Genomic DNA, 22,217 nt, shown 5'->3' on the forward strand with positions numbered 1-22,217 from the left:
CCATGCCCTACAGCGCCGACGCGGCCTTTATCCAGGAACAATGGCAGGCCGGGTGCTTCCCTCGGGAAAACACCCTGGTCCTCAACAGCGGGTTCTATTGCCTGTTCGACCTGCCCTGCGAACATCCCCGGCTAATCAACAAAGTCTGGATACCGGCCCTGGACTTCCCAGGCAGGGATGATCCTGATTTCATCACCGCACTGGGGTTTGCCGCCGAAGGCCCGCAGCCCTTTCATGCCCAGTGCGGTGAAACCGCCGGGCACGGTGGTGACGGCTTCCTGGCCTTGCTGGAAAAAGACACGGATGCATTGATCTGGCTGCTTGTCCTCAGCGAAACCAATCCCTTCTGCCGAGTCGAGATCCACGACCAGCAGATCCATGCCGAATCGACCTCCGGCGTCATCGTGCGGGTCCCTGTAGAGCGCCCCGATCAGTTGACCCTGGTCTGGCCATGAACCACCCGCCCATCCCGAGCCCGATGAAAACATTGACCGCCACCGCCGCCATCGACCTCCTCAGCCAACAGCGCTTGCCCGGCCTCGACGCCGCCGCGCGCTTCTCCCACCTCCTGAACTGGTGGGGAATAGACAGCGACGACCTTGAATTCGCGGCACTTGCACCCAGCCTGCAACAACAGATCCTGACCCAACCGGAGCCCCCGCAAGAGGTGCAAGACCCACGCTACGACGCGCTGCTGCTGATCGCCCTGCGCGCCGAATATCGCGGCGTGACCCACCTGTACCTGAGGCGCTGCCTGCGTGAAGCCGGGCTGGGTGACTACACCGTCAGCGCGAACATCGAGTGCCTGGAGGCGTGCCCCTGCTGTGGCTATCGAACCCTGTCGGAGCGGGGCGCGTACGAGATCTGCGGCCTGTGCCACTGGGAAGACGACGGCAGCCAGGCGCTGGACGTACTGAGCGGGCCCAACCACAAAACCCTGGGCCAGGCCCGGGAACAATTCACCCGCGACATGAACCATCTGCCGCTGGACAAATGGCCACGCGCCACCGAGTACCCGGCATGATTCCAGCGCCACTGATTGCCCTGATCGAAGCCCAGCCCCGCTACTGCGCGCCCCCCGACACCGCCGAGGTCACCCGAGCGCTGGCAACATTGGGGATTGCCCTGGACAGCGAGTTCGCGCAGATCTACCTGACCTGTCACCCCGCCAACTTCTTGGACCGAGTGAGCTACGGCGTGCTGATGAACATCGACGGGCCCAGTGATGAAATCCTGATGTGCACCGAGTTCATTCATGAAGTCTGGGAGTTGCCCAAGAACTTCATCGCCTTCACCTCACTGCAAGGTCAAGGCGGCTACTTGCTGGACAAGGACAGCGGTGGCGTCTGGGATTTCGACCTGGGCGACCGGGAAGCTTTCGTCGCCGGCCGCATCCCGGCCAGATGGGCCAGCTTCTTCGAATTCATCACCTGGCTGCTGACCGCCGAACCCAGCGACTCGTAGGAGCCGGCTTGCCGGCGAAGAGGCCCTTGAACCTTGCACGGCCCTGAACGACGCCTTCGCCGGCAAGCCGGCTCCTACAAGGGCTTGTTGCCGTACCAACGCGGGGTGTACACCCAGTCGCCGCCCTCGGCCCGGGGGAAGACGCAGGTGGTGGAGGAGCCCACCAGCACCATGGTGCGCATGTCCACCTGCTCCGGGGTCAGCTCGCCCAGGGTGATCACCCGCAGGGTCTGGCCCGGGCGGCCAATGTCACGCCCCAATACCACCGGGGTTTGCGGCGTGCGGTGCTGGCGCACGATCTCCAGGGCCCGGCCCAGTTGCCAGGGCCGCGAGCGGGAGATCGGGTTGTAGAAGGCCAGGGCCAGATCCGCCTGGGAGGCGAGGTCCAGGCGCTTCTCGATGATGTCCCAGGGCTTGAGGTTGTCCGACAGCGACAGCACGCAGAAATCATGGCCCAGAGGCGCACCGGCCTGGGCTGCGGTGGCCAGGGAGGCAGAGACGCCCGGGAGGATCTCCAGGTCGACGCTGTGCCAGGCCGGGTCGCTGGATTCGTGCAGGGCTTCGAGCACCGCCGCGGCCATGGCGAACACTCCCGGGTCGCCGGACGACACCACCACTACCGAACGGCCCTGGGCCGCCAGCTCGAAGGCGTGACGGGCGCGCTGCATTTCCTCGCGGTTGTCGGTGCAGTGCATCACTTGGTCGGCGCGGAACGGGCCGGCCATGCGCACGTAGGTTTCATAACCGAGAATGTCGTTGGCCCGGGCCAGTTCAGCTTTCACTGCCGGCACCATCAGCTCGGCGGCGCCAGGGCCGAGGCCGATCACGGCAAGGCGCCCACGGGGGCGGCCGATCTGCTCTAGGTCCAGGGGCTGGCTGGCCACAGCGATGGCGATGTCCTCGCCCACCTTCAGCGACGGCAGCAATTGCGGCACGGCCTGTTGCGCCAGCTCGGCGACACTGTCGGCGGCCGGCAGGAAACGCAACGGTACGCCCAGTTGCGCTGCTGCCTGGTGCAGGGCACGGTCGGCCATGTCGTGGTCAGCGGCCAGCAGGCACGCCACCGACTGCACCGCGATGCGCGCCTGATGCAGGGCCTGGCGGATGTGCGTGGCCAGGTCGCTATCAGCTTCGCCGGCAAGCCGCTGCCCACGGCAGGCAACCAGCACGCTGCGGGGGTAGATCAGCAGTTCATTGGCCACGGGCTCGCGCTCGGCAGAGCCGACGCGGATGGTCAGGCGGGCCTGATCATCCTCGGGCAGCTTGGCTGCAGCCAGCCAGGGGGCTGCGCCTTCGATGCGCACGCTTTCGCCCCCCAGCAGGTCGGAGACGAACCGCTTGCCCAGCTCCAGGTCACCCAGGGCATAGCCACTGGGCGGGTTGAGCAGGCAGGTGCCGAAGCGCAGTTCACCGCTGGTGGTGATGGCGGCAGCTACTCCGAGCCCCGCGGCAATTTCCCGGGCCATGCCATTGACCCCGCCCAGGCCGCCCAGCAGCGGCACCACGGCGCTGCCGTCCTCGGCCACCGCCAGCACCGGCGGTTCGGCGCCTTTTTCCAGCAGCAGCGGCGCCAGAGTGCGGATCACGATGCCGGCCGCACACAGGGCGATGATCGGCGTGTCCTGTTGATAGAGCTGGCGCAGGGTCGCGCCGAATTCGTGATAGACCCGGTCGGCGCCTTCGACCCGCTCCGCCAGACCGTGGATCAACGAGTCGGGATACAGCCGCTGGATCTGCCGTGCGGTGTCGAGGCTGCCTTGGCCAAGGATGACGATGGCCGGAGTTGAGCGGGCCATCAACCTTGCCACCGTTCGCCGGGCACGATGATCAGCGAGAAGTACGGCGAGGACATCGGCTCCACGTCATCCAGCGGCACGATTTTCTGGTTGGCCATGGTGGCGCGCTCCACGTACAGCGCACGCTGCGCCAGCCCCAGTTCTTCCAGGACCTGGCGCACCTTGGGGAAGTTGCGCCCCAGCTTCATCACCACCGCCGCGTCGGCGTCTGCCAGGCGGCGCTTGAGTTCCTCATGGGGCAGCACCCCGGAGAGCACCGACAGGCTCTGGTTGCGATACACCAACGGCGCGCCCAGCACCGAGGCGCCGCCCAGCATCGAGCACACCCCCGGCACCACTTCGGCCTGGTAACGCTCGGCCAACCGGTCGTGCAGGTACATGTAGGAGCCGTAGAAGAACGGGTCGCCTTCGCAGATCACCGCCACGTCGCGGCCGGCGTCCAGGTGCTGCGCCAGCTCCTGGCTGGCGCTGTCGTAGAAGTCGCTGATCACTTGTTCGTAGGACAGCGGCGCCGGCAACACCTCGGTGGTGACCGGGTACACCAGGGGCAGCAGGGTCTGGGCCTGTTGCAGATGCCCTTCGATGATGCCGAAGGCATTGCCCTTCTTGCCCTTGGCCACGAAGTACGCCACCACGGGTGATTCGCGCAGCAGGCGCAGGGCTTTGACGGTAATCAGTTCCGGGTCACCGGGGCCCACGCCAAGGCCGATCAAACGTCCGGGCTGCTGCATCATTCGACCTCCGTGGCCAGGGCATTGACCGCAGCCGCCGCCATGGCGCTGCCACCCAGGCGACCCTGCATGATCACGAAGGGCACCCCGCGGCTGTCGGCGGCGAGCATCGCCTTGGATTCGGCGGCACCGACGAAGCCCACCGGGAAGCCGAGGATCAGCGCCGGTTTCGGCGCGCCCGCATCGAGCATTTCCAGCAGGTAGAACAAGGCGGTGGGCGCGTTGCCGATCACCACCACGCTGCCTTCCAGGTGCGGGCGCCACAGTTCCAGGGCCGCAGCGGAACGGGTGTTGCCCAGCTCCCGGGCCAGCGCTGGCACGCTGTCGTCGCGCAGGGTGCAGATCACCTGGTTGTTGGCCGGCAAGCGGGCCCGGGTAATACCCTCGGAAACCATGCGCGCATCGCAGAGAATCGGCGCACCGGCCGCCAGGGCATCGCGCCCGGCCTTGCCGGCGCCCTCGGAAAACTGCAGGCCGTCGACGGCCTCGACCATGCCGCAGGCATGGATCACGCGCACGGCGAGTTTCTCCAGGTCGGCGGGAATGCGCTCCAGCCGGGCTTCTTCGCGGATGATCGCAAAGGAGTTGCGATAGATCTCCTGACCGTCGCGGATGTAATCAAGCATCAAGGTTGCTCCGTGGGCGGGCATCGAGCAATGCCTCTGCCGCTTCAATAGAAAGGTTGCGTGCGTGCAGCGTGCCGAAACCCGGCTGCGCTGCATCGCGCAAATACAAGTCATAGCGCCCTGGGGCCACCGCCAGCAGGGTGGCCGGCGCCACATGAGCGGCGGCGCAGGAACGCGGGCAGGCGGACAGGTGCACATCCAGTTGGCGGCCATGGCGCTGGAGCAGTCCTGCCAGTTGCAGGGCGTCGCTTTTGGTGTCGGCCAGGGCCTTGCCGCAACCACTGGAACCGGTGCAGGCAATCAAGTGAGCCAAGGCCTGTTGCGGGCTGCACAGCAGGCCCAGTTGTTCCAGGGCGGCAGTGGCCGCCGGCGCATCCGCCGCGGCGATCGAGGGCAGCAGCAGGCTCTGCCAGGGGGTCAGGCGCAGGCTGGCGTCGCCGTACTGTCGGGCCAATTGCGCCGCGCCCTTGAGCATGGCCGGATCGAGCCGCCCCAGGGGCGTGCCCGCGCCAACATAGACCTGCCCGGGCGCAGCCTGTGGATAAGTACCGATGTGCAGCCCGGCGGCACTGGCCTGGCGCCGCCAGCCACCGATATTCAGCAGCGGCCGGCTCAGGCGGGGCTGCAGTTGAGCGAGGAAATCTTCCCGCGACATGTCCATCAGTAGGTGACGCATGCGCGTCTGTTCCGGCCGCGCCAGGTCGAGAAACAGCTCCAGCACGGCCACCAGCAGCTCGTGGCCCTGGTCCTGCGCCACCGCCGCCAGGGGTTCATCCACCGGGCAGCCAGCCAGGCCGAACGCCAGCAGCCCCTGGCCGTCGCGCTCAAGGGCCGACAGCCACAGATCATGGTGATGTTCGAGCATGGCCAGGGCTTCGCCACCGTCGAGCTGTACGGCGAACTTGGCCGACAGTTGGTGAAAGCGCGGATGGCCCTGCAAGGTGTCGAGAATCCGTGCGGCCAGGGGCCGGGTATCCATCAAGCGCTGCCGATCGATCCCGGCGCAGGGGCTGAGCATCAGGTTGCGCACATCGTCACCGGCGGCAGTAGTCGGGCCAAGCCCGGCAGCCAGCAGTGCGGCGATCAGTGCCTGATGCTCCGGGCCGATGCCGCGAATCTGCAGGTTGGCGCGGTTGGTGGCCTCGATCACGCCACCGGCGTAGGCCTGCGCCGCCTCGGCCACGGCCACGGCCTGCTCCGCGCTGATGACGCCGCCAGCCAGCTTGATCCGGCAGATGCCACCGTCCAGCGCCGGGACGATGCGCAGCAACCCCGGGCAGGCCGAGGGGCGGATGGCAGTGGACATCGAGCGTTCGTTCAAGGGGGTGACCGGCCGTGTGGGAAAAGCGCTTCGTCAGCGAAGGCGCGGTATTATGCCTGCTTTGTCCGAAGGCATGAAAAGCCTGCCTGTCGGAACAACAGGTTTTGCGTTCGAGGAATAGAGATGTCGCCCTGGCTGACAGTAGTGGGAATCGGTGAAGACGGCTTCAAGGGCCTTGGCAGAAATGCCCGGCACGCCCTGCTGGGCGCATCAAGGATCGTCGGCGCCCAACGCCAGCTGGACCTGCTGCCACCCTGCATCCGTGGCCAGCGCCAGCTGTGGCCCAGCCCCTTTTCCCTGGAGCCGGTGCTGAGCCAGCGTGGTGCGGCAGTCTGCGTCCTGGCCAGCGGTGACCCCATGCTGTTCGGCGTCGGCGCCAGCCTGGCGCGGCAGCTGCCCGCAGAGGAAATCCAGGTACTGTCCTTCCCTTCGTCCTTTTCCCTGGCGGCTGCGCGCCTGGGCTGGCCTTTGCAGGAGGTGATCACGCTCTCTGTGGTCGCGCGGCCGATCAGCGCACTCAGCGCCCAACTGTCCGGCGGGGTACGCCTGCTGGTGCTGAGCAATGACGGCCACAGCCCGGCCGCCATCGCCGGCCTGCTGCGCGAGCGCGGTTTCGGCCCGAGCCGGATCAGCGTGCTGGAACACCTGGGTGGCCCCCTGGAGCGGCGCATCGACGGCACCGCCCATGACTGGGCCGACCCGGCAATCGCCGACCTCAACCTGCTGGCCATCGAATGCCTGGCCGAAGCCAGCACCCCGCGCCTGTCGCGGCTCGCCGGCCTGCCGGACTCGGCCTTTCGCCACGACGGCCAGTTGACCAAACGCGACGTGCGGGCCATGACCCTGGCGCGCCTGGCACCGGTGCCCGGCGAGCTGCTCTGGGACGTGGGCGCCGGCAGCGGCTCCATCGGCATCGAGTGGATGCGTACCCACCCCAGTTGCCGCGCCCTGGCCATCGAGGCCGACGACGGCCGCCAGCAATTGATCGAACACAACCGCGAGGTACTCGGCGTGCCCGGGCTGCAACTGATACGCGGCCGCGCGCCCCAGGCACTGACTGGGCTGGAACGCCCGGATGCGATCTTCATCGGTGGCGGCGTGACCCGCGAAGGCGTGCTGCAGGCCTGCTGGGAACAACTCAAGCCCGGCGGGCGCCTGGTGGCCAATGCCGTGACCCTGCAAAGCGAAATGACCCTGATGGACTGGCGAGAACGCCACGGCGGCGAGCTGACCCGCATCCACATCGCCCAGGCCCAGCCACTGGGAGAGTTCGACACCTGGCGCCAGGCCCTGCCGATCACCCTGCTGGACCTGCACAAGCCCCGGGACCTGCCATGAACCTTGCAGGTGCGGGCTTGCTCGCCAATACGTCCACCCAAGAGAGCCCCGTGCACCCTTCGCGAACAAGCTCGCCCCTGGGAGGGCTGGGGCATGCGTGAAGAAACAGCGGAACAGCCCGCGCCCCTGCGCAGCGGCCTGACCACCGGCAGCTGCGCCACCGCCACCAGCCTGGCCGCCGCGCGCCTGCTGCTCGAGGGCAGCAATGCCGACGCGGTGCAGATCATCCTGCCCAAGGGCAAGCAGGTGCAGATGCGCCTGGAATTCTGCCGCCACACCGCCGACGGCGCCGAAGCCGGCACTATCAAGGACGCCGGCGACGATCCGGACGTGACCCACGGCGCCCTGCTGTACTCCCGAGTGCGCCTGATCCCTGAACCGGGCATTCGCTTCGTCGCCGGCCAGGGCGTGGGCACCGTGACCCGCCCCGGCCTGGTGCTGGCGGTGGGCGAGCCGGCGATCAATCCCGTACCACGCCGGATGATCGGCGAGCACCTGCAACGGCTCGCTGAAGAACGGGCCTACCCCGGCGGTTTCGAGGTCACGGTGAACGTCGAGGGCGGAGCGGAACTGGCCCTGAAAACCATGAACCCGCGCCTGGGGATTCTGGGCGGGCTGTCGATCCTGGGCACCAGCGGCATCGTCCGGCCCTTCTCCTGTGCGGCCTACATCGCTTCGATCCACCAAGGCATCGACGTGGCCAAAACCAATGGCTACCTGCACATCGCCGCCTGCACCGGCAACGCCAGCGAAGACACCATGCGCCGGGTCTACCAGTTGCCGGAAATCGCCCTGATCGAAATGGGCGACTTCGTGGGTGCGGTGCTCAAGCACCTGCGCAAGGCGCCTGTGGAAAAACTCAGCCTGTGCGGCGGTTTCGGCAAGATCAGCAAACTGGCCGCCGGGCACATGGACTTGCACAGCCGCCACTCCAGCATCGACCTGCCGCAACTGGCGCAATGGGCCGCCGATGCAGGGGCCGACCCAGCCCTGCAACAGGCGATCCGCCAGGCCAATACCAGCCAGCAGGCACTGGCCATGGCCAGCGCCGCCGCAGTCGCGCTGGGCGATGCGGTATGCCAGCACGCCCTGGATTTCGCCCGCAGCGTGGTGCCGCCCCAGGTCCAGGTAGAGGTCTTTGCCATCGACCGCCAGGGCGGCATCGTCGGCCACGCCGGAGGTTTCCAATGACCCGTATCCTGCTGCTGGGCGGAGTCACCGAGGCCCTGGCCATCGCCCGCACCCTGGGCCCGGAACATATCTACAGCCTGGCCGGGGTCGGCCGGGTCCCTGGCGACCTGCGGTGCCAGGTACGGGTCGGTGGCTACGGCGGCGCCGAGGGCCTGGCGCGCTTTATCCGCGAGCAGCGGATCGGCCTGCTGCTGGATGCCACCCACCCTTACGCGGCACAGATCAGCGCCAATGCCGTGGCCGCCGCGAAGAGCGCTGGCGTGCCCTGCTGGGCCTTGCGGCGCCCGGCCTGGCAGCCGCAACCGGGTGACGACTGGCGCGAGATCGACGGCTGGGCGCAACTGGTGGAGGCCCTGCGCCCCTTCAAGCGGCCACTGTTCACCCTGGGCCGCGAGCCCTTGCAGCACCTGGATGAAATTCCCCCCGGGCAATTCTGGACTCTGCGCGCCCTGGAGGCCTGCCCGGGCAACGAACACTGCGAAGTCATAGGTGCCCGCGGGCCGTTCCTGATCGAGGACGAGCGGCAGTTGTTCGCCCGCCGACAGATCGACGTGCTGATCAGCAAAAACAGCGGCAGCAGCGCCACCGAACCCAAGCTGGAAGTGGCCCGCGAGCGCGGGCTGCCGGTGCTGGTACTCAAGCGTCCGGACCTGCCCGAAACGGATCGCAGTTTCAGCAGCACGGCCCAGTTGCTGCTGGCCCTGGGCTTGCTGGATAAAGCCTGACAGGCAAAACCATCGCGCCCCACAGCAACATGGGAAACCCCTGGCAGCGCGCGCCAATTCCTTGCTTTAGCCTTCCTTGAACAGCCTCAGTGACGCCGGCGCCAGGCAGGACCGCCTGTCGTTTCACTGGTTTTTTCGCGGGCAAATGGGTTGCCGCGACGTATCCCAAGGAATACATTCGCCATGTTCGTTTTCGAGCAGACTCCTGAGTTCAGCCGCTGGCTGCTGAACCTGAAGGACCCGCAAGGGAAAACCCGCGTACTGGCCAGGATCCGCGCCGCACAGCTGGGCCGTTTTGGCGACTGCGAACCTGTGGGTGAAGGCGTCCACGAGATGCGCATCCACCGCGGCCCAGGTTACCGGGTGTACTTCTCGCGCCGCGGCAAAGTGATCTACCTGCTGTTGATCGGCGGCGACAAGGCCACCCAGAAACGCGATATCCAACGGGCCAGGCAACTGGCCTGCGACCTCAAGAGCGAGGGCTGAAACATGCGCACCCCAGTGACCCGCTTCGACGCGGCGGAGTACCTCAAGACCCCTGAAGACATGGTCGCCTACCTCGACGCCTGCTTCGAGGAAGACACCGGCGACGGCGTGCTGATCCGCGCCGCACTCAACGACATCGCCCGTGCCCGAGGCATGACCCAGGTCGCCCGTGACACCGGCCTGGGCCGCGAAAGCCTGTACAAGGCCCTCGGCAGCCAGGGCAACCCGGAGTTCGCGACTATCATCAAGGTGATGAAGGCCCTGGGGCTGAAGATCAACGTCAGCAACGCCTGAACCGCTCCTGCGACACCACACCGCATACGGTGGTTTTTTACTTATCCACAGCGATCAGGCTAAATACCCGCCTGATCGCTCAACCGACGGATCGCCCACCATGTCCCGACAACGGCTCGCATTTGCCTGGATCGCCTGCTTCGCAGTGCTGTTCAACATGCTTGCCATGCCGCTTTCCGGGGCCATGCAGCGCAGCGATTCGGGGCTGGACGAGCAACTGCTGTGGGGCAGCTTCTGCTCCTCCACCGGCACCAAGCTGGTGGCCATTTCCCTGGGCAAGCTCGACCAGCAAGCACCGCAGAACGACGACCATTCCACCATGCAGCACTGCTGGTGCTGCTCCGGCTCGCCGCCGCTGGTGGCCTTGCCCGGGCACGTTCCCCAGCTCTCTTTCACCCGCTTCGCAGTCCAGCCGGGCGCACCGCAACCGCAGGTCGAACGGCTCACCCTGCGCCAGCAATGGCCCAGCCTGAACCCCGGTGCCCCGCCTCTGGCATGATTCCCTTTCGCAAGTGATCTGCGTCTTTGAATCGTTCTGGAGAACTCACATGTCCAAACCATCCCTGGTCAAGCAATCCCTGTTGCTGGCCGCACTGCTGCTGCCTGCCTGTTTCGCCACCGCCCACGACTACAAGGCCGGTGACCTGCAGATCGCCCATCCCTGGTCGCAGGAACTGCCGCCGAACGCGCCCACCGTGGCCGCGTACTTCGTGGTGCACAACCCGGGCAAGAACGCCGACACCCTGCTCAGCGTCGACTCGCCGATCGCCGGCAAGGCCGAGCTGCACGAGCACGTCAAGCAAGGCGACATGATGAAGATGCAGCAAGTGGCCAAGGTGGCGGTGCCCGCCGGTGGCGAGGTGACCTTCGCCCCCATGGGCTACCACGTGATGCTGCTGGAGCTCAAGGACCGCAGCCTGCTCACCGACGGCAAGCGTTTTCCGCTGACCCTGCACTTTGAAAAAGCCGGCGACGTCACGGTCGAAGTGGCGGTGCAGAAGCAGGCGCCGGACGCCATGCAAGGGCATATGCACGCCCAGTAAGCACTGACCGGCCCTCACCGTGAACGCCCCGCACGCGCCTGGCCGCAGGCGGTCCGTGCCGCGCCGCGACTCGTCTGGAGTCCGCCGCGGCAGCTGGATCAGCCTGTTCGCCATGCTGATGATCTTTATCGGCCCGCTGATTTCCCAGTCGATGCCGATGGATCACGCGATGCCGATGAACATGTCCGTTTCCATGGACATGGGCAACGCTGCGCCCGGCTGCCACGGTGAAAGCCCACACCACGCACAGAAGGGCAGATCCCAGGGCGAAGAGCATGTGCTCTGGGAAAAATGCGGCTATTGCAGCCTGCTGTTCAATTGCCCGGCACTGCCTTCGGCGCCGTCGTTTGCCGCTCTGTTCACGCCGCCCATACCGTATTTCCTGATCCCCGCCACGCGCCTGGGCCACGCCCGGCAGACCGTGTTCCCCGGCGCCCTGACCCGCGCCCCACCGTTCCTCGCCTGAGTCTTCAGCTCATCTCACACGGCCGGCTGTCAGCGCGACAGGCGCGTACCCGCGGCCGTGTCATTCAAGACCGAACGATGGAACATCTATGTTTTCTGCCGACTCTCGCCTGGGCGTTGCCCAGCCACTCAAGACCTTCGCCCTGAACCCTGCGCGCCAGCACTTCAACCGCGCCCTCGCGGTCCTCTGCGGCGCTCTGCTGACACCCCTGGCACTGGCCGACGATGCCGCAACGGACCACTCCCGGCACAGCACCGAACTGAGCCCGACGGTGATCACCGCCATCGCCCCAAGCTCGCCCCTGACCGTGGTCACCAACCCCAAGGACCCGCGCCAGCCGGTACCGGCCAGTGACGGCGGCGACTACCTCAAGACCATTCCCGGCTTTGCCCTGGTGCGCAACGGCGGCACCAACGGCGACCCGGTACTGCGGGGCATGTTCGGCTCGCGGCTGAACATCCTCACCAACGGCGGCATGATGCTCGGCGCCTGCCCGGGCCGCATGGACGCGCCGACCTCTTACATCTCTCCGGAAACCTACGACCGGCTGACCGTGATCAAGGGCCCGCAGACCGTGCTCTGGGGCCCGGGCGCCTCGGCCGGCACGGTGCTTTTCGAACGTGAACCGGAACACTTCGGCGAACTCGGCACCCGGGTCAATGCCAGCCTGCTGGCCGGCTCCAACGGGCGCTTCGACAAGACCCTGGATGCCGCCGCCGGTGGCCCCCTGGGTTATGTGCGGGTGATCGGCAACACCGCCCACGCCGACGACTACCGCGACGGCAACAATGACACCGTGGCCTCGCGCTACGACAAGTGGAACGGTGACGTGGCCCTGGGCTGGACCCCGGACGCCGACACCCTGCTGGAACTCACCGCCGGCAAGGGCGATGGCGAAGCCCGCTACGCCGGGCGCGGCATGGACGGCTCGCAATTCAAGCGCGAAAGCCTGGGCCTGCGTTTCGAGAAGTCCAACCTCGGCGAGGTGCTGGACAAGGTCGAGGCCCAGGTCTACTACAACTACGCCGACCACGTGATGGACAACTACAGCCTGCGCACCCCGTCCGGCACCGGAATGATGGCCGGCCCCATGGCCTCCAACGTCGACCGTCGCACCCTCGGGGCGCGGATCAAGGCTACCTGGCGCTGGGCCGACCTGCAGTTGATCGGCGGCCTGGACGCCCAGACCAACGAACACCGCAACCGCGCCAGCAGCGGCATCGATACCTACAAAGAGCTGCCTCGCACCAAGGACGCCGACTTCCACAACTACGGGGCCTTCGGTGAGCTGACCTGGTACGCCGCCGAGCGTGACCGCATGATCACCGGCGCGCGCCTGGACCGTGCCTCGGCCAAGGACTACCGGCAAAGCATCGGCTCGGGAATGATGAGCCGCCCCAACCCCACTGCCGGCGACACCCGGGCCGATACCCTGCCCAGCGGCTTCGTACGCTACGAGCATGATCTGGCCGACAGCCCCACCACGCTCTACGTCGGCCTTGGCCACACCCAGCGCTTCCCCGACTACTGGGAACTGTTCTCGCCGAACATGGGCCCGGCCGGCTCGGTGAACGCCTTCGATTCGATCAAGCCGGAAAAGACCACCCAGCTCGACTTCGGCCTGCAATACCAGAGTGAAGACCTGGAAGCCTGGGCCTCGGGCTACATCGGCCAGGTACGCGACTACATCCTCTTCGACTACAGCCCGGCCATGGGCGGCATGAGCATGTCCCGGGCCGATAACATCGACGCGCGGATCATGGGCGGCGAACTGGGCGCGGCCTACAAGCTGACCTCCAACTGGAAAGCCGACGCGACCCTGGCCTACGCATGGGGCAAGAACAGCAGCGACGGCAAGGCCCTGCCACAGATGCCGCCGCTGGACGCGCGCCTGGGCCTGACCTACAGCGAGGACGACTGGAGCGCCGGAGCCTTGTGGCGCGTGGTCGCAGCGCAAAACCGGGTGGACCTGAACAAGGGCAACGTGGTCGGCAAGGACTTCGGCAAGAGCGGCGGCTTCGGCGTGTTTTCCCTCAACGGCGCCTACCGGGTGACCAAGAACCTCAAGCTCAGCACCGGGGTCGACAACCTGTTCGGCAAGGCCTACGCCGAGCACCTGAACCTGGCGGGCAATGCCGGCTTCGGCTACCCGGCGACGGACCCGCAAGCCATCAAGGAACCGGGGCGCACCCTCTGGACCAAGGTCGACCTGAGTTTCTGATAGCCCTTCACCAGCAAGCCAGCCCCTCCTTGTAGGAGCCGGCTTGCCGGCGAACAGACCCCATAAAAAATAATCCAAGGCCTTGCGGAGCCCTCCCCGATGAACCGACCCAAAGTGTCTTTCTATAACCTGGCCTGGCGCTGGCATTTCTACGCCGGGCTGTTCGTCGCCCCCTTCATGGTGATGCTGGCCCTGACCGGCATCGTCTACCTGTTCAAGCCGCAACTGGACCCGCTGATGTACCCCAGCCTGCTCAAGGTGCCTGCCGCCCACCACAGCCTCAGCGCCGATGAGCTGTTGCAAAGGGTTCAGGCCGCCTACCCCCAGGGCCATATCAAGCAGTACCTGCCCCCTGTGGACGCCGAGCGCAGCGCGCAGTTCGTGGTGCAGCACAACGGCCAGGAACTCAATGTATTCATCGACCCCTACCACGGCGACGTGCTCGGCGAGCAGGATGCCAAGGGCAACCTGCAGGCCATGGCCCGGGCCATTCATGGCGAGCTGATGATCGGCACCCTGGGTGACCGGCTGGTGGAACTGGCCGCGAGCTGGGGCATTGTCCTGGTGGTTTCGGGCCTGTACCTGTGGTGGCCACGGGGCAAGACTTCGGCCGGGGTACTCTGGCCACGCTGGGGGGCCCGCGGCCGCCTGTTCTGGCGTGACCTGCACGGTGTGTTGGGTTTCTGGGGCTCGGCCTTCCTGCTGCTGATGCTGCTCAGCGGCATGACCTGGACCGGCTTCTGGGGCAAGCAGTACGCCGACCTGTGGAACCGCTTCCCCGCAGCCATGTGGAACGACGTGCCGACCTCCGACCAGAAAGCCGGCGAGCTCAACAGCGCCGCTCGCCAGACCGTGCCCTGGGCCCTGGAAAACACCCCCATGCCGATGTCCGGCGACCACGCCGAGCACATGGCCCACAACGCCGGCAATACCGCTGCGGCCGCCCCCGCCATCAGCCTGCAGGCGGTGCAGGACATCGCCCGTCAGCGCCAGGTCGAAGCGGGCTACAGCATCACCCTGCCGAGTACGGCGACAGGGGTATTCACCATCGCCGTATTCGCCGACGACCCGCGCCACGACGCCACCCTGCACGTCGACCAGTACAGCGGCCAGGTGCTCGCCGATGTGCGCTGGAAGGACTACAGCAACGTGGCCCGGGCCACCGAGCTGGGGGTGATGCTGCACGAAGGCAAGATGTTCGGGCGCTTCAACCAGATCCTGGTGCTGGTGGTGTGCCTGATGATCCTGCTGGGTGCCGTGAGTGGTCTCATCATGTGGTGGCAACGACGGCCCCAGGGCCGGCTCGGCGTACCACCACTGCGCCACGACCTGCCACGCTGGAAAACCGCAATGCTGGTCATCGGCCTGCTGGCCCTGGCCTTCCCGCTGGTGGGGGCTTCGCTGGTCTTGGTCTGGCTGCTGGACCGCCTGCTGCTATCGCGCTGGAACCGTGATCCTGAATCCGCCTCATCTTCAACATGAGTCAGCCGAGATGCGCATTCCAGAGGGCTCTGTACACTCCGCGCGCTTCAGTCGCGCACAGTTATAATGTTACCTTATAACATTTAGTGTAAGATCCTCGCCCGCAGCCTCATCCGCTGCGGGCAACCCTCTGAAAGAAGTGATTCACCGTCCCGATGAACAAGTACCTGCTGCTCAGCCTCTGCCTGATGGCCCTGCCTTCCCCGGCCCGGGCCGACGACTCCGCCCTGACCCTGCCCACCGGCACCATCTCCGCCACCGCCAGCGAAGCCGACGACAACATCAGCCTGGCCACCCCCACCAGCGCCGGTTCGCGCCTGGGCCTGAGCGCCCTGGAAACTCCGGCCAGCACCGACAGCCTGAGCGGCGAACGGATCCGCGCCCGGGGCGATCGGAGCATCCAGGACGCGGTATCGCGCAGCGCCGGCATCAGCCGCACCGGCACCCCGGGCGACGGCGGCACCTCGCTGTCGGCACGGGGCTTTACCGGGCAGAACTCGGTGATGCAGTTGTATGACGGCAACCGCATGTACACCGGCATGGGCACCGTGACCTTCCCGGTGGACACCTGGGCGGTGGAGCGGGTCGACGTGCTGCGCGGCCCGGCCTCGGTGCTGTACGGCGAAGGCGCCACCGGTGCGGTGATCAATACCATTGCGAAAAAGCCGTTCAGCGGCGAAATCGAAAACCACCTGCGTCTGGGCTACGGCTCCTTCGATCGCCAGCAGCAGGCCCTGGACAGCGGCGGCTCCCTGAGCGACACCCTGAGCTACCGGCTCAACCTCAACCGCGAGCGCAGCAACGGCTGGATCGACCGGGGCGACTCCTCCGGCGACTTCGTCAGCGCTGCCCTGCGCTGGCAGGCCCGTGACGACCTGGCCTTCACCCTGGCCCACGACTACGGCGACCAGAACCCGATGAACTACTTCGGCACGCCGCTGATCGACGGGCGTTTGCACAAAAGCCTGCGGGACAAGAACTACAACGTCGGCAACGACAAGCAGCACTACAACGACCAGTGGACCCGCCTGACCAGCCAATGGCAGATCTCCGACAACCTCAGTGCCAGCAACGAGCTGTACTACCTCAAGGCCCAGCGCCGCTGGCAGAACGCCGAGAACTACAACTTCAACCCGAGCACCGGCCAACTGACCCGCAGCGGCAACTTCGGCATCGGTCACCAGCAGGAACAGGTCGGCGACCGCCAGACCTTCACCTTCAAGCACTCGCTGCTGGGCCTCGACAGCCAGACCCTGACCGGGGTCGACTACAACCGCATCCGCTTCCACCTGAAAAGCAACTCGCCGTTCAGCGATGCCTATGCCACTGGTCAACCGGTGGACCTGTACCACCCGGCCCCGGACGACTTCGCCAGCAACAGCCCTTACCGCGACCAGTTCAAGACCACCACCAAACAACTATCGGTGTTCGCCGAAAACCGCCTGCAGCTCAGCGAGCGCTGGTCCCTGGTGACCGGTGTACGCCGCGATTACGTGCATATTGATCGCGATGATTTGAAGGACGACAGCCGAAGCGACAAGACCCTGACCGGTAACAACTGGAAGGCCGGGCTGGTGTTTGCGGTGACCCCGGACACCTCCCTCTATGGCCAGTACTCCACCAGTACCGACGGTGTCGGCGGTCTGATTTCCCTGAGCAAGAGCCAACAGCAATTCGACCTCTCCAGCGCCAGGCAAACCGAGATCGGCCTCAAGCAGATGTTCTGGGACCAGCGTGGCGAATGGACCCTGGCGGCCTACCACATCGTCAAGAAGAAGCTGCTGACCGATGTCCCGGGCGACCCGGACCTGAAACAGCAAGTGGGCCAGCAATCCTCCAACGGCCTGGAAGCCAGCCTGGACCTGCAACTGCCCCGCGCCTGGCAACTGCAGGCCAACGCCGCCATCGTTCGCGCCCGGTACGACGACTTCCAGCAGGACGTCGACGGCGTGCAGGTCTCCCGCGACGGCAAGCGCCCGGTGGACGTGCCCCGGCGCACCGCCAACCTGTGGCTGAGCAAGGCCCTCAACGATGACCTGCGGGCCGGCGCCGGAGTGCGCTACGTAGACGCGCGCTACGCCGACATGGCCAACCAGAATCAGTTGCCCAGCTACACCGTGGTGGATGCCGCGCTGTCGTGGAAAGCCCTGCCCAGCACCACCCTGGGCCTGCAATTGAACAACCTGTTTGACCGCCAGTACGCGCAAAGCCAATACAATGACGGCCAGCAATGGATACTTGGCGAGCCGCGCTCGTTCTTCGTCACCGCTGACTACACCTTTTAACCTCACCTGCGGCCACCGCGCGGGGACCACACGGATACGGCATGACCTCGCTGAACCTCACCAACCTGGCCTGGACACCCCTGGGCCAGGGCCACTGCCACCACCAGTTCCAACTGCGTGAGGCCAGCCTGCAGGTGGCGGCCGGCGAGTTCGTCGGCCTGATAGGGCCCAACGGCAGCGGCAAGACCAGCCTGCTGCGCTGCGCCTATCGCTTCAGCAAGCCGCAGCAGGGCGAGGTGCAGCTTGAGCACCAGAATGTGTGGAAGCAGTCGCCGCGCTGGTGCGCGCAACGCATCGCCGTGGTCCTCCAGGAGTTTCCCGACGCCTTCGGCCTGACCGTGCAAGAGGTGGTCGCCATGGGCCGCACCCCGCACAAGGGCCTGTTCGACGGCGACACCCAGGACGACCGGCGCATCGCCCGCGAGGCCCTGGAATCGGTGGGCCTGCTGGGCTTCGAGGACCACGCCTTCGCCACCCTGTCCGGCGGTGAGAAACAGCGGGTGATCCTGGCCCGCGCTTTGGCCCAGCAACCCCAGTTGCTGATCCTCGACGAGCCCACCAACCACCTCGACCCGCGCTACCAGCTGGAGTTGCTGCAGCGGGTCAAGCGCCTGGGCATCGGTACCCTGGCGAGCATCCACGACCTGAACCTGGCCGCGGCCTTCTGCGACCGCCTGTATGTCCTCGACCACGGGCGCATCGTCGCCAGCGGCACGCCCGGCGAGGTGCTCACTGTCGAGTTGCTGCGCAACGTCTTCGGCGTCGAGGCGCTGATCGACGCCCACCCCCTGTCCGGCTACCCACGAATCACCTGGATCACCCAACCATGACCTTGCGCTCCCTGCTTCGCTCCAGCCTGCTCCTGGCCCTGTCACTGGGGGCCGCCCAGGCCTTCGCCGAGGCCACCCACTACCCGCTGACCATCACCAGTTGCAACCGGCAAGTGACCTTCAAGCAAGCGCCGCAACACGCCCTCAGCCATGACATCAACATGACCCAGATGATGCTCGCCCTGGGGCTCAAGCCGCGCATGGTGGGCTACAGCGGGATCAGCGGCTGGAAAGCCGTGACCCCGCAGATGAGCACCCTGCTCGACGGCCTGCCGGAACTGGCGGCCAAGTACCCGTCGGTGGAAACCCTGCTCAATGCCAACGTCGACTTCTTCTTCGCCGGCTGGGACTACGGCATGCGCGTGGGCGGCGACCTCACGCCCCAGACCCTGGCGCCGCTGGGGATCAACGTCTACGAGCTGACCGAGTCCTGCGCCTTCGTGATGAAGCGCCCGGCCGCCAGCCTCGAGGACACCTACACCGACCTGCGTAACCTCGGGCGGATCTTCGACGTGCAGGATCGCGCCAACGCCCTGATCGCGCAGATGCAGGAGCAGGTGGCCCAGGTACAGAAGGACCTGCCCAGGGACAAGCCGCGGGTATTCCTCTATGACAGCGGCGAAGACCGGGCCATGACCTCGGGCCGCCTGGGCATGCCCCAGGCCCTGATCGACGCGGCCGGCGGGCGCAATATCCTCGATGACGTGGACGCCAGCTGGACCCGGGTCAACTGGGAAACCGTGGTCGAGCGCAACCCGCAGGTGATCGTCATCGTCGACTACAGCGAAGTCACCGCCGAACAGAAGCAGCAGTTCCTGCTGAACAACAAGGCCCTGCAAGGAGTCGATGCGATCAAGAACCAGCGCTTCATCGTCATCCCCTATGTGCAGGCCACGCCGGGCATCGACAACGTGCTGGCGGTGGAAACCCTGGCCAAGGGTTTCCACGGCGAATGACCAGTCCTCGCTATGCCGCACTGCTGATGGCCCTGGGCGCCCTGCTGCTGGCGTCCTGCGTGGTGTCCCTGGGCTTTGGCCCGGCACGGGTGCCGGTGGAGGTGGTGGGGCGCATTCTGTTGCACAAGGCCCTGGGCCTGGGCGTTGTGGACTGGAACCCGGGCCAGGAGCACATCGTCTGGCTGATCCGCGTGCCGCGCATGCTCCTGGGGGCCCTGGTGGGTGCCGGGCTGGCACTGATCGGCGCGGTGCTGCAGGCGGTGACTCGCAACCCCCTGGCCGACCCGCACCTGCTGGGGGTCACCTCCGGCGCCACCCTCGGCGCGGTGATCGTGGTGCTGCACCTGGGCCAGGTCATCGGGCTTTTGACCCTGCCCCTGGCGGCTTTTGGCGGCGCCCTGCTGAGCATGGCGCTGGTGCTGGGGATCGCCGCCCGCAACGGCCGCCTCGACAGCGACCGGCTGTTGCTGTGCGGGGTGGCGGTGTCGTTCGTGATGATGGCCGCGGCCAACCTGCTGCTGTTCATGGGCGACCACCGCGCCAGCTCCGCAGTGATGTTCTGGATGCTCGGCGGCCTGGGCCTGGCGCGCTGGGAACTGCTGGCGATCCCCGCCGCCAGCGTGTTGCTGGGGCTGGTGCTGCTGCTGGGCATGGCGCGGCCGCTGAACGCCCTGATGGCCGGCGAACAGACCGCCGTGACCCTGGGCCTGAACGCGCGCAATGTGCGCCTGAAGGTGTTCCTGATTGCCTCGCTGATGACCGGAGTACTGGTGTCCATCAGCGGCTCCATCGGTTTTGTCGGGCTGATGGTGCCGCACATTGCCCGGCGCCTGGTGGGCGCCGAGCACCGCCGGCTGCTGCCGGTGTGCGTGCTGCTGGGCAGCGTGTTCCTGGTCTGGGTGGACGTGGCTGCGCGCACCCTGATCGCCCCCGAGGACCTGCCCATCGGCGTGGCCACCGCGGCCATCGGCGGGGTGTTCTTCATCGGCCTGATGCGCCGCCGCTGACTGTGCCCGCCTCTGTAGGAGCCGGCTTGCCGGCGAAGGCGCTCCTGAGCCTTGTGCCAGGTTCGAAGGCCTCTTCGCTGGCCAGCCAGCTCCTACAATCGTTGCCCTTGCTTTAAGATCGCGCTTGGATCTCTCAGGATGAGTCTCATGTTCAGAACCGCGCTCCTGACCTTGCTGCTCGGCACCTCCCTTGGCGCCGTGGCCGACACCTCTGTCGACGTCTCGAAAATCTACGGCAACATCCAGATCGTCAACAGCTTCCCCGATTACAAGGTCAAGGTGGTGAACTCCTTTCCCGACCTGAAGGTGAAGCAGGTCAGCTCCTTTGCCGACGCGCCGGGCAAGTGGAAAATCGTCAACGGTTTTCCCGACTACAAGATCCAGATCGTCGACTCCTTTCCCGACTTCACCATCCAATATGTCGATTCCTTCCCGGGCGTGAACTGAAGCCACCCCCAGGCCATGGCTGCCGCCCAGCGGCAGCACCACAATGACGCACCCCGGCGCACCAGCCCCTTGCCCAAGCCTCGTCTTGGGGCATCACCTCCCCCGCCCGCGCCGTTAAAGCGACGTTTTCATGCCTTGCGCCGACTCGGCACACCCCTTGCAAAACAGCCCTTCAGCAGTCCGCATCTACCACCTGAAAAATCAAGAGTTCATGGAGATCGCACAATGAAGCGTCGTAGTTTGCTCAAGGCTTTCACTCTCACGGCAAGCATTGCCGCGATGGGCATGACCTGGACCGTCCAGGCCGCCGAAACCATCAAGGTGGGGATCCTGCACTCGCTGTCGGGCACCATGGCGATCTCCGAAACGTCCCTCAAGGACATGGCGCTGATGACCATCGACGAAATCAACGCCAAGGGCGGGGTCAACGGCAAGCTGCTGGAGCCGGTGGTGGTGGACCCGGCCTCGAACTGGCCGCTGTTCGCCGAGAAGGGCCGCCAGTTGCTGACCCAGGACAAGGTGGCGGTGGTATTCGGCTGCTGGACCTCGGTGTCGCGCAAGTCGGTGCTGCCGGTGTTCGAGGAGCTCAACGGCCTGCTGTTCTACCCGGTGCAGTACGAAGGCGAAGAGATGTCGCCCAACGTCTTCTACACCGGCGCCGCACCGAACCAGCAGGCGATCCCGGCGGTGGAATACCTGATGAGCGAGGACGGCGGCAGCGCCAAGCGCTTCTTCCTCCTGGGCACCGACTACGTCTACCCGCGCACCACCAACAAGATCCTGCGTTCGTTCCTGCACTCCAAGGGCGTGGCCGACAAGGACATCGAAGAGGTCTACACCCCGTTCGGCCACAGCGACTATCAAACCATCGTCGCCAACATCAAGAAGTTCTCCGCCGGTGGCAAGACTGCGGTGATCTCCACGGTCAACGGTGACTCCAACGTGCCCTTCTACAAGGAACTGGCCAACCAGGGCCTGAAGGCCACCGACGTGCCGGTGGTGGCCTTCTCGGTGGGCGAGGAAGAACTGCGCGGCATCGACACCAAGCCACTGGTGGGCAACCTCGCGGCCTGGAACTACTTCGAGTCGGTGGATAACCCGGTGAACCAGAAGTTCGTCGCCGCCTGGAAGGCCTACGCCAAGGCCAAGAACCTGCCGGGCGCGGACAAGGCGGTGACCAACGACCCGATGGAAGCCACCTACGTCGGCATCCACATGTGGGCCCAGGCGGTGGAGAAAGCCAAGTCCACCGATGTCGACAAGGTTCGCGAGGCCCTGGCCGGGCAGACCTTCGCCGCCCCTTCGGGCTACACCCTGACCATGGACAAGACCAACCACCACCTGCACAAGCCGGTGATGATCGGCGAGATCCAGCCCGACGGTCAGTTCAACGTGGTCTGGCAGACCGAAGGCCCGATCCGCGCCCAGCCCTGGAGCCCGTTCATCCCGGGCAACGACAAGAAGCCGGACTACGCGGTCAAGAGCAACTGATCCGAACCTGACGCCTT

Annotated in this window: 23 protein-coding genes; 19 read left to right on the top strand and 4 right to left on the bottom strand. The window is 66.2% G+C overall.

The genetic code is table 11. From position 1 onward, the window contains the following. Positions 1-2: 2 nt before the first annotated feature. Genes KCG88_RS20480 through KCG88_RS20490 form a run of 3 tightly spaced genes read left to right on the top strand, consistent with a single transcriptional unit; the run spans position 3 to position 1,464 of the window. A complete protein-coding gene (locus KCG88_RS20480; RefSeq protein WP_047283743.1) occupies positions 3-455 on the top strand; it encodes a hypothetical protein in 453 nt (150 codons plus the stop codon). Continuing rightward, on the top strand, positions 452-1,024 hold the full coding sequence (locus KCG88_RS20485) for a CPCC family cysteine-rich protein (RefSeq protein WP_241774686.1): 573 nt from the start codon (positions 452-454) through the stop codon (positions 1,022-1,024). Before KCG88_RS20480 ends, KCG88_RS20485 begins: the two co-directional genes overlap by 4 nt. Next, the gene (locus KCG88_RS20490; protein ID WP_210712997.1) at positions 1,021-1,464 is read left to right on the top strand and encodes an SMI1/KNR4 family protein; all 444 of its coding nucleotides are present in this window, start codon (positions 1,021-1,023) and stop codon (positions 1,462-1,464) included. The genes KCG88_RS20485 and KCG88_RS20490 overlap by 4 nt, the downstream gene beginning before the upstream one ends. A gap of 74 nt (positions 1,465-1,538) precedes the next feature. Here the strand turns inward: KCG88_RS20490 and cobJ are convergent, their stop codons facing one another. From cobJ to cobG, 4 genes are read right to left on the bottom strand one after another with little or no spacing between them, the layout of a single operon-like run. Beyond that, the gene (gene cobJ, locus KCG88_RS20495) at positions 1,539-3,260 is read right to left on the bottom strand and encodes a precorrin-3B C(17)-methyltransferase (RefSeq protein ID WP_210712998.1); all 1,722 of its coding nucleotides are present in this window, start codon (positions 3,258-3,260) and stop codon (positions 1,539-1,541) included. After that, positions 3,260-3,991: a precorrin-2 C(20)-methyltransferase gene (locus KCG88_RS20500; RefSeq protein ID WP_047283804.1), complete on the bottom strand. Its 732-nt coding sequence runs from the start codon at positions 3,989-3,991 to the stop codon at positions 3,260-3,262. The genes cobJ and KCG88_RS20500 overlap by 1 nt, the downstream gene beginning before the upstream one ends. Further along, entirely contained in the window at positions 3,991-4,617 is a 627-nt protein-coding gene (locus KCG88_RS20505) for a precorrin-8X methylmutase (RefSeq protein ID WP_011059025.1), read from the bottom strand. The genes KCG88_RS20500 and KCG88_RS20505 overlap by 1 nt, the downstream gene beginning before the upstream one ends. Then, positions 4,610-5,923: a precorrin-3B synthase gene (gene cobG / locus KCG88_RS20510; RefSeq protein WP_047283739.1), complete on the bottom strand. Its 1,314-nt coding sequence runs from the start codon at positions 5,921-5,923 to the stop codon at positions 4,610-4,612. Before cobG ends, KCG88_RS20505 begins: the two co-directional genes overlap by 8 nt. A gap of 138 nt (positions 5,924-6,061) precedes the next feature. Between cobG and cbiE the strand changes: the two genes are divergently transcribed. The 16 genes from cbiE (at position 6,062) to urtA (ending at position 22,200) form a co-directional block, all read left to right on the top strand. Then, positions 6,062-7,276 (top strand): precorrin-6y C5,15-methyltransferase (decarboxylating) subunit CbiE, encoded by a 1,215-nt coding sequence (gene cbiE, locus KCG88_RS20515; RefSeq protein WP_210712999.1) that lies wholly within the window; start codon positions 6,062-6,064, stop codon positions 7,274-7,276. A 93-nt stretch (positions 7,277-7,369) separates the two neighbouring features. Further along, complete coding sequence (locus KCG88_RS20520) at positions 7,370-8,467, top strand: cobalt-precorrin-5B (C(1))-methyltransferase (RefSeq protein ID WP_047283737.1); 1,098 nt, start codon at positions 7,370-7,372, stop codon at positions 8,465-8,467. Continuing rightward, positions 8,464-9,192 carry a cobalt-precorrin-6A reductase gene (locus KCG88_RS20525; RefSeq protein ID WP_047283736.1) on the top strand — a complete coding sequence of 243 codons (729 nt, stop codon included), beginning with the start codon at positions 8,464-8,466 and terminating at the stop codon, positions 9,190-9,192. The genes KCG88_RS20520 and KCG88_RS20525 overlap by 4 nt, the downstream gene beginning before the upstream one ends. Positions 9,193-9,375: 183 nt before the next feature. Then, positions 9,376-9,678 carry a type II toxin-antitoxin system RelE/ParE family toxin gene (locus KCG88_RS20530; RefSeq protein WP_015633982.1) on the top strand — a complete coding sequence of 101 codons (303 nt, stop codon included), beginning with the start codon at positions 9,376-9,378 and terminating at the stop codon, positions 9,676-9,678. 3 nt (positions 9,679-9,681) lie between these two features. Then, a complete protein-coding gene (locus tag KCG88_RS20535; RefSeq protein ID WP_011059020.1) occupies positions 9,682-9,972 on the top strand; it encodes an addiction module antidote protein in 291 nt (96 codons plus the stop codon). 100 nt (positions 9,973-10,072) lie between these two features. Next, positions 10,073-10,471 carry a DUF2946 domain-containing protein gene (locus KCG88_RS20540; protein ID WP_011059019.1) on the top strand — a complete coding sequence of 133 codons (399 nt, stop codon included), beginning with the start codon at positions 10,073-10,075 and terminating at the stop codon, positions 10,469-10,471. 49 nt (positions 10,472-10,520) lie between these two features. Further along, complete coding sequence (locus KCG88_RS20545; protein WP_047283733.1) at positions 10,521-11,015, top strand: copper chaperone PCu(A)C; 495 nt, start codon at positions 10,521-10,523, stop codon at positions 11,013-11,015. Positions 11,016-11,070: 55 nt separating this feature from the next. Further along, positions 11,071-11,481, top strand: coding sequence for a DUF2946 domain-containing protein (locus tag KCG88_RS20550; protein ID WP_210713000.1), 411 nt, complete (start codon positions 11,071-11,073; stop codon positions 11,479-11,481). Positions 11,482-11,569: 88 nt separating this feature from the next. Beyond that, positions 11,570-13,702, top strand: a complete 2,133-nt coding sequence (locus KCG88_RS20555; RefSeq protein WP_210713001.1) for a TonB-dependent copper receptor — start codon at positions 11,570-11,572, stop codon at positions 13,700-13,702. Positions 13,703-13,801: 99 nt separating this feature from the next. Next, positions 13,802-15,184, top strand: coding sequence for a PepSY domain-containing protein (locus tag KCG88_RS20560; protein ID WP_210713002.1), 1,383 nt, complete (start codon positions 13,802-13,804; stop codon positions 15,182-15,184). A gap of 155 nt (positions 15,185-15,339) precedes the next feature. Then, complete coding sequence (locus KCG88_RS20565; RefSeq protein WP_210713003.1) at positions 15,340-17,469, top strand: TonB-dependent receptor; 2,130 nt, start codon at positions 15,340-15,342, stop codon at positions 17,467-17,469. A gap of 41 nt (positions 17,470-17,510) precedes the next feature. Beyond that, a complete protein-coding gene (locus KCG88_RS20570; protein ID WP_011059013.1) occupies positions 17,511-18,299 on the top strand; it encodes an ABC transporter ATP-binding protein in 789 nt (262 codons plus the stop codon). Beyond that, entirely contained in the window at positions 18,296-19,255 is a 960-nt protein-coding gene (locus tag KCG88_RS20575; protein ID WP_047335551.1) for an ABC transporter substrate-binding protein, read from the top strand. The genes KCG88_RS20570 and KCG88_RS20575 overlap by 4 nt, the downstream gene beginning before the upstream one ends. After that, positions 19,252-20,262 carry an iron ABC transporter permease gene (locus tag KCG88_RS20580; protein ID WP_210713004.1) on the top strand — a complete coding sequence of 337 codons (1,011 nt, stop codon included), beginning with the start codon at positions 19,252-19,254 and terminating at the stop codon, positions 20,260-20,262. Before KCG88_RS20575 ends, KCG88_RS20580 begins: the two co-directional genes overlap by 4 nt. A gap of 147 nt (positions 20,263-20,409) precedes the next feature. After that, the gene (locus KCG88_RS20585) at positions 20,410-20,709 is read left to right on the top strand and encodes a hypothetical protein (protein ID WP_080966898.1); all 300 of its coding nucleotides are present in this window, start codon (positions 20,410-20,412) and stop codon (positions 20,707-20,709) included. 225 nt (positions 20,710-20,934) lie between these two features. Then, positions 20,935-22,200: an urea ABC transporter substrate-binding protein gene (gene urtA / locus KCG88_RS20590; protein WP_019094029.1), complete on the top strand. Its 1,266-nt coding sequence runs from the start codon at positions 20,935-20,937 to the stop codon at positions 22,198-22,200. The last annotated feature ends 17 nt before the right edge of the window (positions 22,201-22,217 follow it).

It is taken from the genome of Pseudomonas sp. MWU349 (assembly GCF_017947325.1).
GTDB classification, from domain to species: domain Bacteria; phylum Pseudomonadota; class Gammaproteobacteria; order Pseudomonadales; family Pseudomonadaceae; genus Aquipseudomonas; species Aquipseudomonas protegens.